Below are 13,119 nucleotides of genomic sequence, written 5' to 3' on the forward strand. Positions count from 1 at the left end.
ACTCCGGCCCCGAGTATGATACTCTAGAAAGGTCGATTTTTGGGTCGTGTTGCAGATTAGCTCAACAGTGAAAGGATAGATGGACGTGGCACAATTATTTTTCAGGTATGGAGCTATGAACAGCGGCAAATCCATTGAGATTCTCAAGGTTGCACATAATTATGAAGAGCAGGGCAAGTCGGTGCTCCTCTTCACACCTTCCATTGATAACCGGGATGAAGTGGGATACATCTCCTCCCGGATCGGACTGCGCAAGCAGGCCATTCCTATCGACGAGCAGACCGATATCTACAGCATTGTCAGCAGCAGTCTGCCGAAGCCGCACTGTGTACTGATCGACGAGTGCCAGTTCCTGAGCAAGGACTGCATCCTGCAGCTGGTGCGTATTGTGGATGAGCTTGACATTCCGGTGATGGCCTTCGGCCTCAAAAATGATTTCCAGAACAATCTGTTCGAAGGCAGCAAATATATGCTGATCTACGCCGACAAGATCGAAGAAATGAAGACCATCTGCTGGTTCTGCGCACGGAAAGCCACCATGGCGCTGCGGGTCGAGAACGGCAAGCCGGTATACAGCGGCAAACAGATCCAGATCGGCGGCAATGAAGCCTATTACCCGGTCTGCCGTAAATGCCACAAGAATCCTCCATTGTAAAATACCCTAAAACAGAACATTAAAACGCACTCCAGCCCTCAACAGGCCAGAATGCGTTTTTTTGTGTGCCAGTCTATTGAACCGCTTGAAGCGCCTTGTGCTCATCTTCCTTGCGGACGAACAGATCATGCTGGATCGTAGCCTTCCCGCCGAAGTTAGCACGCCTTGTGGTCTCTCTCATCCCGCCATTAATCCGGGAACGGTGCGGGATGCCCGCTTCTGCAAGGCGGCTTTTGACCCGGAGATATTGTCCCTGATCGAAAGTAGTGTACACTAATGTGCGCTCCCTCGGGACGAAGACATGCCAGATACCTCTAAGCAAGCCCACATGCGTCTCCTCCCTTTAGTTCAGATAACGTTCATGAAGAACCCGCAGATGATGCCGTTCATGCCCGATGATCAGAGCAATCTGCGCTCTAACCGACATCGCAATGCCATTGGAGCTGCCTGTACGGGTATAATCATTATCCACCAGACTGTCTACCAGCGCCAAGGTGGACTCGCGGACGATCCGGTAGTGCGCAAGCATCTCTTGCAGTGTGAAGCGGTCGAACGCCCCGGCAGCCGCATAATCATTCTCCTCATAGCCCGGCAGCGGCGCCTGTTCTCCCCTCGCAAAACAAAGCAAGCGGTAAGACATAATGCGGTCATTATCCGTCAGATGCCCTAGCATTTCCTTGATACTCCACTTCCCGGGGGCATAGCGGTAAGCCCCTTGCTCCTCTGTCAGCCCGCCAAGCAGAGCCAGCACCTCCTGAGTCTGCTCTCTTAGAATAGCGCTCAGTTCTCCTTCCGGCGGCACCAGTGTAATATATCTGGACTGAAATTCGGTATACTCTCCTTGCGCAGGACGCTGATTCATGGTAAAAACCCCTCTCCAAACCAATTTTCAAGAAATATTTGCCGGATTGTGTCAAAACCTGTTGTTGTATCTTAGCCTATTATGTATAATATCACCAGGATTACAGATTTGTTAATCTATTTCCCGGGAGTGTAAGCATGCTGGATTTTGTGCTTTATATGGTATTTTCCATATTGGAAACATACGCAATGTTTTATTTGGCTTTTAAAGTTTTTAAGATTGATCTTTATCCTATAGAAATGGTATTTGCTTCTACATTAATGGCATTTGTCTCGTTTGTTCTCCGTAATGACTATAAAATGATATTAACTGATGTATTCTTCCAATATTTATTGACCTTCTGCTTTATCTGGCTTTTATTTAGAATTCATATTTTTTACGCTGTTTCTATGACAGGACTGACATACCTTGCCTATATGTTCATTCAATCCTCATGCTATCTCTTTATGAAATTAATAGGACTGTACCACCTTGGTTCACCTTACGCGACAATTGGTGTTTATATTCTTCAACTTATTTCTGCTCTCACAGCCATGGCTATTGGGCTTTATATAGGTAAAAAGAAAAAAGGATTCGACTTCGTGCCTGACAAACAAAATGTCAAAATTAAAATTGAACTACGTGAAATTAAAATTTTCATTCTGAGTGCACCCTCCTTAATCTTTGTTATATTATTGGTGATCCTAACAGAAAAATATTCGCAATATTTCTTCCTTATGCCCATGATTTATGCTGTTTTGCTGTATGCTTACCTATACCTTTCATATAAAAAGGATCGAACGCACAATGAATTTATTAGCTAATAAGATTGCAATCTCAATTAAAAATGCTAATCCTGAAGAAACTCATTCTGTTGAAATCATGCAATACTCGCTGGGCATTATATTAAATACATTACTTATCATAGTAAGTACAGCAGTTATAGGCCTTTTTGCCGGCCGTTTTGCAGAATGTATGCTCTTTCTGTTAAGCTTCTGCACATTGCGCCTCGCCTCTGGCGGGTTTCATCTAAAAACAGCGATGGCTTGTAATATTGCCACCACTTTATTAAGTACATTACTGCCCTCTCTAATAATCTTGTCAGAATCCGGCTTTTGGGTTGCTAGCTCGTTCAGCTTAATCATGATGATTCTCTTCGCACCGAATCCTGACAGAAATGCAAGAATTCCGGCTTCGATATATCCTTTATTGAAGTTGATTTCTATAGTAATGGTCTTTACTAATTTCTTTCTTCAATCAACTGTGCTAGGATTGGCCTTTTTGGTCCAATCATTAACAGTAATTCCCTGGACAAGGAGGCAGACACATTGAGAAAAACGATCGCAAAACAGCTTTCATCCGCTCTTGCCGGATCAGCGCGTTTTTTTGTTTCAATCATGAAACCAGCGATTCACAGCCCGGAAGCACCAAAAGAATTACGTAAGTAATTACACAAGGATGGGGAGTACATGCGTGTCTTACTAAACGACGGCTCATCCCGCAATATTGAGGATGAGGAGATATTGTATTTCTCTAACCATAAGAATACGATATTTGTCCATACGAAAGAAGGCGAATTTGTTCTCCCTACCACTCTTTCCGATTTGTACATAGCTTACGGAGGCATGGGCTTTGAACGTCTTGACCGCAGCAATGTAGTCAACATTGGCAATATTGACGGTTATGATCCGGAACGGAAGATTGTTCTGTTCAATCAAGGGGAACAATTTGCAACGGTATCTGAATCCAATGAACCACGTATCCGCAGATTTTTGGCTTCGCATAAGAACGAACCACAGTCATAGAATGTAAAGAGAGCAGCGATCCTTTTTATAGGTTCGCTGCTTTTTTGTAGTCATGACAGGCTAAGAGAAACAAAATCAATCATTATCACATATTATCCAACTTATGTAAAGTAAAATTCAGAGGGCGAATGACAGCAGACGGATTATATTCCAGATGGTACCATTTACATAGAAGCATTTCATTAATATCTTAATTATCTTTTCCACTACTCTCAACCATGATGGAGGAATACAATGGATACTTACTTTCATCCTTCTCCGCGCCCCTCATCACTTGAGCTATTGTCTAACGAACAATTAATGAACATCTACGAATTGGCGCTGGAAGCCAAGGCTTCACCGGATTTTATCCAGATTATCAGGAATGTTCTCACCACGCGGAATCTTTCAGGTACCCAACATCATTAGAATGCGAAGCTCTCCACCCATAGGATATACCTCCACAGATGCCAAAAAACCATCCTCCACAATGTGCGGGGATGGTTTTTGGTGAGCAGCAAGCTTACGCCTACTCGATGATTTCGGTCTTGAACACATTCTCCAGCTTCCCGCCGAGCCGCTTCTTGAGGGGAACCTTGATATCGCGTCCCAGCTCCTTGAAGAAGGTCTCGGCATCACATTTGACGTTCTGGGCCATAGCAATGACGGTTCCATCGGCAACGATATTCTGATTCACTTCAAGCGGCACATCTACTTCAATATCGTATTTTTTGGTCAGTGTCTTGATGTATCTTGCAAAAATCTCCAACAGCTCTTCGTTGTTGAAATTCTCGATGGCCGCTTTCCCTTTGCTGGTGAACTTCATATTGATTCTCATGATTCTTATCCCCTTTTCTGTCTAACCATTTGTAGTTTGTTTATGGATCAAGATGAATAGATGGCTGCAAGAAAGGGCAACATTATTCATTTTGCAAGCACGCTAAGCCGGGCCCTTCTTTACTTGTACACGCCCTTGATCTGTTGTACTTTGAACTGGGTGAATTCCTTCAAGGCCTGAATGACCTGGTCCTGTTCCTCTTCCTTCAGCTCGAAGATACCTTCACGCAGCCATTCTCCGAATAAGTATGCCTGACGCCCTTGGCGCGGCTGCCTGCGGAGACTGTCCAGACTTCCCTCGAATATATCGTTAAGCACATCGGTCAGGTTGTACTTCTCGATCTTCTCTATAACCATTCCTGCCCCATATTCCGTCTCATAAACGATGACCTCGTCAGAATCAAAGGAAACATATGACGTTTCTTTGTCTTCCTTCGCCCGGAATTCCTTCAGCTTGTTGAACGCCGTCTCGTAAATGTAGTCCTGGGACTGATTATGCTTAGGCAGCTTGTAGCCCTGCTTCAGCGTCTTGATGTACTCAATATCAGGCATATAGTCGGCCAAATGATACATCCGGTTCTTGAGATCCCCTCCGAGTGCTTCAATGATCTTATCCAGGTTATCCTTAAGCGGGATACTCTCTCCCCGTTCAATCTTGCTGAGCTGTGAATAACTGATGCCGCTCTTCTCTTCCAGCCCCCTGAGGGTTAACCCCCGGGCCTTCCTGAAGTGCCGGATGAAATTCCCCAGCTCATCGGGGTAATTATCGAAATCGTTCATAAGAGCCACCTCTACCTATATCATAACACAAGACAACAATTTGTGTTTCATAATAACAATTGTTTGTGTAAATTCTTTAGGCGAGAAGCGTAAAACCCTCCATATCCCCTTAATATATGGGGTTAATTCCCATAAATGAGAACCATTCTAATCCGTTTTCCTTATTCTCTCAAATAGACCCCAATCTTATCCGATATAACCTAATGTAAACTTAATACCACAACTGGAGGAATGTTCATGTCTTACACAATGGAAGTCAATCTTGCAAAAAACCAGGTGATCGTTAGAGCCTACGGCCTCACTGAGAGTGACGTACCCGCCTACATAGCAGATTTTGAAAACGCTCTGAAGCAGCTGAAGCCAGGCTTTACCGGAGTAACTGATGTGACAGGTTCCCCAACCGTGCTCTCTCCTGAAGTAGCCGCAATGCTCGCTCCCACCGGTGACCGCGCGGTAGAAGCAGGAGTAGGCGGCTGGGTATACGTTGCAGACTCCCCGGTCTGGAAAATGCAAATGAAAAGACTGTTCGGCAAATTCGCCGTACATTATCCTACATATCAAGAAGCCGATGCTTACCTGAGCAGTCTGGGCAACCAGTCCGTTAATTAAGGTATATGAAATATAAGTTTATATTTATAACAAAACCGACCAAGCAATGGCTTGGTCGGTTTCTTTTACAGAACAGTATCAGCCAATTCGGTAACTAGCTGCTATAGATTCACCACATGTAATGACCCAGGTGTTTTTTGTTATTCCTTAATACCCCGGCCAAGGACGCCGCACACAATATAATATAGAGTCCCAGGAAAAGCGGCATGGACAGGACCGCTTTACGCTCAACAATCCCCATTCCAATAAAAGTCATCCCTAATATGAGATAGGGCAGGACCATCCCTCTTTGAAAAGAGGCCCGCGCCTCCTTACTCAAACTATCCCTAACGGATTGCCGAAGGAACACATCAAGTCCAAAAAAGTGACAAGCCGCTTGTGTGAGCATCCAGATCCCTAAAAGAATCTGCGCTATGATTTCTCCCACCTCCTTTGCTTATCCCTTCATTATAAACTAAAAAAGCCACTCGAATGAAGGAGTGACTTGATTTACTACCTATTTGTCGTACAGTCTAATGAATGGCTAAGTATCTTTATTGCCTTCGTTGCAATGTATGTATGCGCTTGTAACTGGTGTTTTCAGACTCACACGCAAGTCATGACCCAGACGCGGCTGTTAATCAATGGGGACTGTCTCGGGAGCCTGATTGTTGCACATTTTGCAGGATTACACTTAAAAATATTAATGGCCACGGTGCATTGTTGCATTATTTTCAGTAATTCAGACTGTTTAAAAAGTCTTTATTTCACACGACACCGCGTTAATTTGGTATAATATAGGTAACTTTATTTGGAAAGCGCGGTGTCTTATGTTAAACGAAAAGGATCATGGAGATAGAGGGAAATATCAAATGGAGCTTGTTTGTTTAGACCAATTGGTCCCTCCCGATCACCTCCTTCGCTTGATCGAAAAACATGTGGATTTTTCGTTCATCACCGAAAAGGTACGCTCCCTGTACAGCGAATCCCAAGGGCGCCCTTCGATTCCCCCCATTCGTTTATTCAAAATGATGCTGATTGGCTACCTCTTTAATATCGGCTCTGAACGGATTCTGGAGAAAGACATTGGTGTGAACCTGGCCTACCGCTGGTTTTTGGGCCTGGGCCTCAGCGACCGCGTTCCAGACCACTCCACGATTAGTGCCAATCGCAATGTACGATTCAAGGGAACGACCGTCTTTCAGGATATTTTCGACGAAGTGGTACGGCTTGCGATCTCTCACCACATGATTGCAGGACGGCTTCTCATCACCGATTCGACGCATATCCAGGCCGATGCCAATCACAATCGTTACACGCAACAAATCACAAGCGCGTCGCCTCAGGCCTATCTGCAGGAATTGGACCAGGCCGTTCAAGAAAGCCGGGAGGCTCATGGAAAAAAGCCCCTGGCTCCTCTACGTAAAAGAGCGGCAGAGGAGCCACTGAAAAAGGAAAAGGTGAGTCTGACCGATCCCGAGAGCGGCTACATGAGCCGGAAGAACAAACCGGAAGGGTTCTTTTACCTGGACCACCGGACGGTGGACCACAAATACAATATGATTAGCGATGTGTATGTGACGCCAGGCAATGTCAATGATTCCACGGTATATATGGAACGTTTGAACCGGCAACTGGAGACGTTTGGTTTTGGAGACACGCTGGAGGCCATCGCCTTGGATTCAGGCTACATGGTCCCCCATATTTGCAAGCAAACGATCTCCTGGATGACGGTCATTGCCGAGCGTAAACCCCCTAGCAAGCCTGGCTTTTATACGAAAGAAGACTTCACGTATGACAAGGAGAATGATCTGTACCTCTGTCCTTTAGGACACCAACTTGGTTACCGAACGACAAGCCGGGCAGGCTATGATGAATACCTCTCGGACAAGCAACACTGCAAGAGCTGCCCGATGTTGGCACAATGTACCGAAAACAAGAAGCACGAGCGCTTGATTCAGCGGCATGTCTGGGAGGAATATAAAGAAAGAGTGCAGCAAAACAAGAAAAGTCCGGAAGGCGAAAAGATCTACAAGTACCGCGCTCAAACCATTGAGCGTAGCTTTGCTGATGCCAAAAACCTCCATGGGTACCGTCGATGCCGGATGCGAGGCAAAGCCAAGGTACAGGAGCAGGCGTTGATGACGGCTATGACGCAGAATCTGAAGAAAATTGCCCGGCATTTAGCCAAAAAGGAGGCCTACGTTTTGCATGTGGATCTGAAAAACGATAGATCTTCTGGTTTTAGCTATTATTTAGGGAATGCAGCAGCTTGAAAATCGGCTTTTTCAACAGTCTGCAGTAATTCCGTTGTTTAGAGCAAGTTAGCGCTGGCTTTGTTGCATTTCATGCAGGATTTCAGCATCGGTCGATTCTATTGGGCAACATTGCTGCACTTCTTGCAGGATTTCTCTACAATGTTACGGGCTGTTAAGCATTAGGCCCATACATCATCGCAGCAGTATAAATTGTATTCGGTTTTTCGCATACAAACTACTTGGGTGTAGTAAAACAAAATACCACTTGCTATTGGGGAATACAATTTCCCATTAGCAAGTGGTATTTATTATTATGCTATTCCGGTATTTTTAGGCTCTAGACTACTTAACCCTCCACATATCCAGCTCCTAACCCTTTCAAGACACCTTATGCTCAATGCGCAGCTTGTCGGCGACCATGGCAATAAATTCCGAGTTAGTTGGCTTGGATTTGGAGATATTAATGGTATAGCCGAACAGGTGGGAGATGCTGTCGATGTTGCCACGGGTCCAGGCGACTTCAATCGCATGGCGGATGGCGCGTTCTACGCGGGAAGGCGTGGTCTTGAATTTCTCGGCTATCGCCGGATACAGCGTCTTGGTGATGGCACCAAGGATCTCAATGTTGTTATAGACCATGGTGATGGCTTCACGCAGGTACTGATAGCCTTTGATATGCGCAGCGACGCCGATTTCATGAATGATTGAGGTAATATTCGCATCCAGGTTCTTGCCCTTGGACAGCGGAACCACATTACTGGAAGATCTGGAAGAAGAATAGCCGGACATGCTTCCGGAAGTGCTCATACTGCCCTGCGTGCCGACCAGCTGGCGCACACGGTTCGCCAGAACCTCCATGTCAAACGGTTTCAGAATATAATAAGAGGCGCCAAGCTGAACGGCTCTCTGCGTAATATTCTCCTGGCCAAAAGCGGTCAGCATAATGATCTTGGGCTGCGGGTTCAGATCCATATCACGCAGGCGTTCCAGCACGCCGAGGCCGTCCAGATGCGGCATAATGATATCAAGAATAAGGACATCGGGGATCTTACGTGCTCCGCTGAGCATCTGTAGTACCTCTTCCCCATTATAGGCAATGCCTGTTACGGTCATATCTTCTTGTTCAGTAATGTACTCGGCGAGCAAGTTCGTGAACTCCCTGTTATCATCGGCCAACAACACTTCAATATTCTGCACTGGCTACTTCCTCCTTATATATCTGCTATTCAGAAAATAATGATCATCTTCTCTCCCTATAACTTTCGACATCAGGTTTGAATATCCTTCTGTCGAAAATTATTTTTCTTTATTTTTTTTCGGTGTTGATTTATAATTAAATATTTTGTTTCACGTTTCGAGGATAATCGCTGCCCTTCGACAAAAAAATCTTAAGGCTAAACCGCCTTAAGATTGTATTGAGGCTCCTGATCCTGTTGAACCACACCGGAGTCCCTGAGCATCCACTCAATGAAGCAGCCATACCCTGACTTGGGATCATTGACGAACACATGGGTCACTGCACCGATTAGACGGCCGTTCTGGACAATCGGGCTGCCGCTCATTCCCTGGACAATCCCTCCGGTCTTATCGAGCAGACGCGGGTCGGTGATGCGCAGCACCATACCCTTAGTAGCAGGTGTCTGCTGACGGGCCACATGGATGATCTCTACGTTGAAGCGTTCGACCTGCTGACCATCGACAACGGTAAGAATTTGCGCCGGTCCTTCCTTCACTTCAGTGCTCATGGCCACCGGAATCGGCTCCTGATATAGGCTGTGCTCAGGATTACGGGTCATTTTACCGAATATTCCGAAATCCGTGTTGCTCTCCACATTCCCGAGAACCTGGCTTTCCTTCAGAAAATGGGCCCGTTTCTCCCCAGGATCGCCATCCTGGCTCTTGGAGATTGAAGTGACGCTGGACTGCACGATATGGCCGCTGCCGACCACAATCGGCGTACCTGTGTTCATGTCGGTGATGACATGCCCAAGGGCCCCGTACACACCCTGCTTCGGGGCGTAGAAAGTGAGGGTCCCTACACCTGCTGCGGAATCACGGATGTAGAGACCGAGCCGCCACACCTTGTCTGTGCGGTCATACGCGGGCTTTAGCTGAGCTGTGTGCTCTTTACCGCCGCGTTTGTAGACGATGCTTAAGGAATCATTGCTCCGGCCGGCTTGCTCGACCAGCCTTGCTACCTTCGATACCTCGTCCAGCTTCACCCCGTTAATGGAGATCATCAGATCGCCGGGCAGGATGCCGCTGTTCTCGCCGGGTGAAATCTTGGACTGCTCCGATACTTCAATCAGATGATGACCAACAACCAGCACGCCTGCCGACTTCACCTTCACGCCAATCGTCTGACCTCCGGGGATGACCTTAAGTTCACTCTCGGTTCCCTGTACCGCCCTAAGCGGCTGATGTTCAAGCGGTGCTGCGTGGATCTGTGAGGGTCCCGTTATGCCTGATAAACTGAGAAAGAAGGCAAATAAAAGGCCGGGCATTAACTTCCTGAGGTTAGGCTTCAATGGCTGTCACACTCCCTTTTGCTTCTTTCGCTTGACGAAAAAGGTGGTCGCCAATTGCGTACCTATAAGATAACCTTGCCCTCAGGCTTTTATTACTGTCAATCATTGTCCCGCTTAGCTTGCAGCTGCCTTGCTGGCCTCGGCCAGACCCAGCATCTCCTGCGCGTGATGCAATGTTTTTTCGGTAATTTCCACACCGCCCAGCATCCGGGCCAGCTCCATTACGCGGCCTTCGGCCGAGAGGGAGTCCACCTCAGTCATCGTGCGTCCGTCTTCGACTTTTTTGGCAATCAGATATTGATGATCCGCCATACAGGCCACCTGCGGCAGGTGGGTAATGGAGAACACCTGGCAGGTGGAGGACAGCTTATATAGCTTGTCCGCGATGGACTGGGCCGCCCGTCCGCTGACCCCGGTATCCACCTCATCGAAGATAAGGACAGGAATCGCATCATGCCGCGCAAAAATACTCTTCATCGCCAGCATGATCCGCGACAGCTCTCCGCCGGAGGCGATCTTGCCCAGCGGACGCAGCGGCTCGCCGGGATTCGGCGAGATCATGAATTCAGCGCTGTCGATCCCCTGCCGGGTCAGACGGTACCGCCGTCCCTGATACTCCATACCGCGCGGATCTTCGAGCGTCTCCATCTTCACCTGGAGGGAGGTCCGCTCCATCTGCAGATCCTTCAACTCCCCTTCGACCTGTGAAGCAAGCTCAGTTGCGCACTGCCGCCGCGCTCCGCTCAGCGCTTCGGCTGACTCCATTAAGATATGAAGCAGGCCATCGCGTTTGGCCGTTAATTTCTCAATATATTCGTCCTTATTCTCCAGAAGATCCGTCTCCCGCTCAATCTGCTGATAATACTCCAGAATCTGCTCCACGCTATCCCCGTATTTGCGCTGCAGTCCGGTGATCAGATCTAGCCGGTTTTCAATATCCTCCAGCCGTGCCGGATTGAATTCGATCTCTTCACGGTAGTCGCGCAGCTGAAACGCCGCATCCTCCAGCTGGTAATAAGCCGACTGCAATTGCTCGAAGACTGCCCGCAGACCCTTTTCGTCATACCGCACCGCATCTTCAAGCCTGGAGATTACATTGCCAATGGACTCCAGCCCTTGCCTGTCATACAGCAGCTCGTATGCGCCGGATACTGAATCCATCATTTTCTCACTGTGGGATAGTTTTACCCGTTCTTCGGCAAGTAATTCATCTTCTCCCGGTTTTAGTCCCGCAGCAGAAATTTCCTCCAGCTGAAAACGGTACAAATCCAGCATCTGATACGCCTTTTGACTGGATTCCTGAAGTTCCCGGAGTTCTTTTTCCACTTTGGCGAAGGCTGTATATTTCTCCTGATAATCCGCTTTGAGCGGTCCGATTACCGCCTCCCCATAGGTATCCAGCAGACCCAGGTGACGTTCAGCCTTCAAAAGGTTCTGATGCTCATGCTGTCCATGAATATTGACCAGCTGCTCCCCGATTTCGCGCAGCATGCTCAGATTGACCATCTGACCGTTCACGCGCGAAGTACTCTTGCCCTGGGAGGTAATCTCCCGGCGGATCACCAGATGCTCCTCACGTTCTGCCCCGATGCCCAGCCGCTCCAGTGTATCCCAGACCGGATGACTTCCCGGCAGGCTGAAAAGCGCTTCCATTTCGGCCTTCTCACACCCATACCGGATGGAGTCAGCGGAACCGCGGCCCCCGGCAATGAGTGCGAGCGCGTCGATAATAATTGATTTCCCGGCACCGGTCTCCCCTGTAAGGACATGGAACCCCGGATAAAAATGCACATCCACCGCCTCAACCACGGCCAGATTGCGTATAGACAATGTCTCTAACACGAATACAGCACCTCCGACATGATGATTGCCTGTCTGCCCGTAAGCAGAACTACGATATATAGCCCATAATTTGTGAAATAACGTCCTTGCTGTCCTCCGGCTGGCGGCAGATTATCAGAATGGTGTCGTCTCCTGAGATCGTACCCATAATTTGGGGCCAGTCGATATTATCGATCAGCGCAGCCACGGAATTGGCCGTTCCCGGCAGACATTTCATCACCACAAGATTCGCGGAATAGTCGATTTGCACAAAATTGTCCACCAGCACCCGCTTCAGCTTCTGGGTCGGGTTGTAACGCTGGTCGGTGGGCAGGGAATACTTGTAACGCCCGTCATCCATCGGAACCTTGATCAGCAGCAGTTCCTTGATATCGCGGGATACGGTAGCCTGTGTGACTTGAAAACCCGATTCACGCAGTGCCTCCACCAGATCATCCTGGGTTTCGATTTCCTTTTGCGAGATAATCTCTCTAATCTTGATATGCCTGTGTCCCTTCATTGTTGCCTCCCGTATTTATATAGTGCTTAACTGGATTCTCCGTCGTCCTTGCCGAAATTAATTACATGAATGTTGGAATTCACCGTATCCACATAGAGTACCCCGCTGCAATCCGGGTAGATCAGCAGATAGGGGAGGATATGGTCCCGAAGTCCGCTGCCGGTGAATTCAAGCTCCTTGCGGGGGCGGGACAGGATGACCAGATAATAATGCTCCTCATTCCTGGTAGCTACATAATCAATGAACAGCCTGCTGTACATCGGTGCCCCATTCACCTGAAAAGACAGCGGAATCTTCAGTTTGCCGCCGATGACCTCATATCCCGCATCCTCCAGCAGAGTGATGGACGGATGGGACTGAATGACCTTGTTGATCGGCACCCGGTCCTTCATGAAGGAACCCGGAGACCCCTGCAGCCAGATATAGATTCTATAAAGGATAAAGATTGCCGCCGCCAGTCCCATAAGTGCCACTACAGCCTTGTCCGAGCTCGCCACTCCCATCACC

The 13,119-nt window shown here is 47.9% G+C and carries 17 protein-coding genes; 8 read left to right on the forward strand and 9 right to left on the reverse strand.

Going from position 1 to position 13,119, the window contains the following annotated elements; all coding sequences use genetic code 11:
* Nucleotides 1-85 precede the first annotated feature (85 nt).
* A complete protein-coding gene (locus J2Z70_RS07450; RefSeq protein WP_036731981.1) occupies nucleotides 86-655 on the forward strand; it encodes a thymidine kinase in 570 nt (189 codons plus the stop codon).
* A 73-nt stretch (nucleotides 656-728) separates the two neighbouring features.
* Here J2Z70_RS07450 and J2Z70_RS07455 read toward each other — a convergent pair whose 3' ends face one another.
* Entirely contained in the window at nucleotides 729-983 is a 255-nt protein-coding gene (locus J2Z70_RS07455) for a hypothetical protein (RefSeq protein ID WP_209871127.1), read from the reverse strand.
* Nucleotides 984-998: 15 nt separating this feature from the next.
* Nucleotides 999-1,517 carry a DinB family protein gene (locus J2Z70_RS07460; protein WP_209871129.1) on the reverse strand — a complete coding sequence of 173 codons (519 nt, stop codon included), beginning with the start codon at nucleotides 1,515-1,517 and terminating at the stop codon, nucleotides 999-1,001.
* A 137-nt stretch (nucleotides 1,518-1,654) separates the two neighbouring features.
* Between J2Z70_RS07460 and J2Z70_RS07465 the strand changes: the two genes are divergently transcribed.
* The 5 genes from J2Z70_RS07465 to J2Z70_RS07485 all read left to right on the forward strand — a co-directional run bounded on the left by J2Z70_RS07465 (nucleotide 1,655) and on the right by J2Z70_RS07485 (nucleotide 3,709).
* Complete coding sequence (locus tag J2Z70_RS07465) at nucleotides 1,655-2,320, forward strand: hypothetical protein (protein WP_209871132.1); 666 nt, start codon at nucleotides 1,655-1,657, stop codon at nucleotides 2,318-2,320.
* A complete protein-coding gene (locus J2Z70_RS07470; protein ID WP_209871135.1) occupies nucleotides 2,304-2,828 on the forward strand; it encodes an accessory gene regulator ArgB-like protein in 525 nt (174 codons plus the stop codon). The genes J2Z70_RS07465 and J2Z70_RS07470 overlap by 17 nt, the downstream gene beginning before the upstream one ends.
* Nucleotides 2,825-2,944 (forward strand): cyclic lactone autoinducer peptide, encoded by a 120-nt coding sequence (locus J2Z70_RS07475; RefSeq protein ID WP_209871137.1) that lies wholly within the window; start codon nucleotides 2,825-2,827, stop codon nucleotides 2,942-2,944. Before J2Z70_RS07470 ends, J2Z70_RS07475 begins: the two co-directional genes overlap by 4 nt.
* A 21-nt stretch (nucleotides 2,945-2,965) precedes the next feature.
* Nucleotides 2,966-3,301, forward strand: a complete 336-nt coding sequence (locus J2Z70_RS07480) for a LytTR family DNA-binding domain-containing protein (protein WP_209871140.1) — start codon at nucleotides 2,966-2,968, stop codon at nucleotides 3,299-3,301.
* Between the two features lie 234 nt (nucleotides 3,302-3,535).
* Nucleotides 3,536-3,709: a sporulation histidine kinase inhibitor Sda gene (locus J2Z70_RS07485; RefSeq protein WP_081751395.1), complete on the forward strand. Its 174-nt coding sequence runs from the start codon at nucleotides 3,536-3,538 to the stop codon at nucleotides 3,707-3,709.
* A gap of 100 nt (nucleotides 3,710-3,809) precedes the next feature.
* On the opposite strand, the gene J2Z70_RS07490 is transcribed toward J2Z70_RS07485, so the two are convergent.
* Nucleotides 3,810-4,118 (reverse strand): hypothetical protein, encoded by a 309-nt coding sequence (locus tag J2Z70_RS07490; protein ID WP_036698353.1) that lies wholly within the window; start codon nucleotides 4,116-4,118, stop codon nucleotides 3,810-3,812.
* Nucleotides 4,119-4,237: 119 nt separating this feature from the next.
* Entirely contained in the window at nucleotides 4,238-4,897 is a 660-nt protein-coding gene (locus tag J2Z70_RS07495) for a helix-turn-helix domain-containing protein (RefSeq protein ID WP_036731967.1), read from the reverse strand.
* 237 nt (nucleotides 4,898-5,134) lie between these two features.
* Here J2Z70_RS07495 and J2Z70_RS07500 point away from each other — a divergent pair, with 237 nt between their 5' ends.
* Together J2Z70_RS07500 and J2Z70_RS07505 are read left to right on the forward strand one after the other, a co-directional pair.
* Nucleotides 5,135-5,506, forward strand: coding sequence for a hypothetical protein (locus J2Z70_RS07500; RefSeq protein ID WP_036731966.1), 372 nt, complete (start codon nucleotides 5,135-5,137; stop codon nucleotides 5,504-5,506).
* A gap of 809 nt (nucleotides 5,507-6,315) precedes the next feature.
* On the forward strand, nucleotides 6,316-7,761 hold the full coding sequence (locus J2Z70_RS07505) for an IS1182 family transposase (protein ID WP_245368066.1): 1,446 nt from the start codon (nucleotides 6,316-6,318) through the stop codon (nucleotides 7,759-7,761).
* A gap of 360 nt (nucleotides 7,762-8,121) precedes the next feature.
* Here the strand turns inward: J2Z70_RS07505 and spo0A are convergent, their stop codons facing one another.
* The 5 genes from spo0A to J2Z70_RS07530 all read right to left on the reverse strand — a co-directional run bounded on the left by spo0A (nucleotide 8,122) and on the right by J2Z70_RS07530 (nucleotide 13,109).
* The gene (spo0A, locus tag J2Z70_RS07510; protein ID WP_209871143.1) at nucleotides 8,122-8,940 is read right to left on the reverse strand and encodes a sporulation transcription factor Spo0A; all 819 of its coding nucleotides are present in this window, start codon (nucleotides 8,938-8,940) and stop codon (nucleotides 8,122-8,124) included.
* Between the two features lie 197 nt (nucleotides 8,941-9,137).
* Nucleotides 9,138-10,247 (reverse strand): SpoIVB peptidase, encoded by a 1,110-nt coding sequence (gene spoIVB, locus J2Z70_RS07515; protein WP_081751394.1) that lies wholly within the window; start codon nucleotides 10,245-10,247, stop codon nucleotides 9,138-9,140.
* Nucleotides 10,248-10,385: 138 nt separating this feature from the next.
* Nucleotides 10,386-12,113, reverse strand: coding sequence for a DNA repair protein RecN (gene recN / locus J2Z70_RS07520; RefSeq protein WP_036731954.1), 1,728 nt, complete (start codon nucleotides 12,111-12,113; stop codon nucleotides 10,386-10,388).
* Between the two features lie 49 nt (nucleotides 12,114-12,162).
* Entirely contained in the window at nucleotides 12,163-12,612 is a 450-nt protein-coding gene (ahrC, locus tag J2Z70_RS07525; RefSeq protein WP_036698370.1) for a transcriptional regulator AhrC/ArgR, read from the reverse strand.
* A 26-nt stretch (nucleotides 12,613-12,638) separates the two neighbouring features.
* Nucleotides 12,639-13,109 (reverse strand): hypothetical protein, encoded by a 471-nt coding sequence (locus J2Z70_RS07530; RefSeq protein WP_342592999.1) that lies wholly within the window; start codon nucleotides 13,107-13,109, stop codon nucleotides 12,639-12,641.
* Between the last annotated feature and the right edge of the window lie 10 nt (nucleotides 13,110-13,119).

The sequence above is a fragment of the Paenibacillus silagei genome (assembly GCF_017874735.1).
In the GTDB taxonomy this organism is placed as follows: domain Bacteria; phylum Bacillota; class Bacilli; order Paenibacillales; family Paenibacillaceae; genus Paenibacillus_AQ; species Paenibacillus_AQ silagei.

Bases quoted from the DNA above. Each gene is read 5' to 3' on its own strand.
- J2Z70_RS07460 (WP_209871129.1), bottom strand. From the start codon at position 1,517: ATGAATCAGCGTCCTGCGCAAGGAGAGTATACCGAATTTCAGTCCAGA.
- J2Z70_RS07465 (WP_209871132.1), top strand. From the start codon at position 1,655: ATGCTGGATTTTGTGCTTTATATGGTATTTTCCATATTGGAAACATAC.
- J2Z70_RS07470 (WP_209871135.1), top strand. From the start codon at position 2,304: ATGAATTTATTAGCTAATAAGATTGCAATCTCAATTAAAAATGCTAAT.
- J2Z70_RS07480 (WP_209871140.1), top strand. From the start codon at position 2,966: ATGCGTGTCTTACTAAACGACGGCTCATCCCGCAATATTGAGGATGAG.
- J2Z70_RS07485 (WP_081751395.1), top strand. From the start codon at position 3,536: ATGGATACTTACTTTCATCCTTCTCCGCGCCCCTCATCACTTGAGCTA.
- J2Z70_RS07490 (WP_036698353.1), bottom strand. From the start codon at position 4,118: ATGAGAATCAATATGAAGTTCACCAGCAAAGGGAAAGCGGCCATCGAG.
- J2Z70_RS07495 (WP_036731967.1), bottom strand. From the start codon at position 4,897: ATGAACGATTTCGATAATTACCCCGATGAGCTGGGGAATTTCATCCGG.
- J2Z70_RS07500 (WP_036731966.1), top strand. From the start codon at position 5,135: ATGTCTTACACAATGGAAGTCAATCTTGCAAAAAACCAGGTGATCGTT.
- J2Z70_RS07505 (WP_245368066.1), top strand. From the start codon at position 6,316: ATGTTAAACGAAAAGGATCATGGAGATAGAGGGAAATATCAAATGGAG.
- spoIVB (WP_081751394.1), bottom strand. From the start codon at position 10,247: ATGCCCGGCCTTTTATTTGCCTTCTTTCTCAGTTTATCAGGCATAACG.
- ahrC (WP_036698370.1), bottom strand. From the start codon at position 12,612: ATGAAGGGACACAGGCATATCAAGATTAGAGAGATTATCTCGCAAAAG.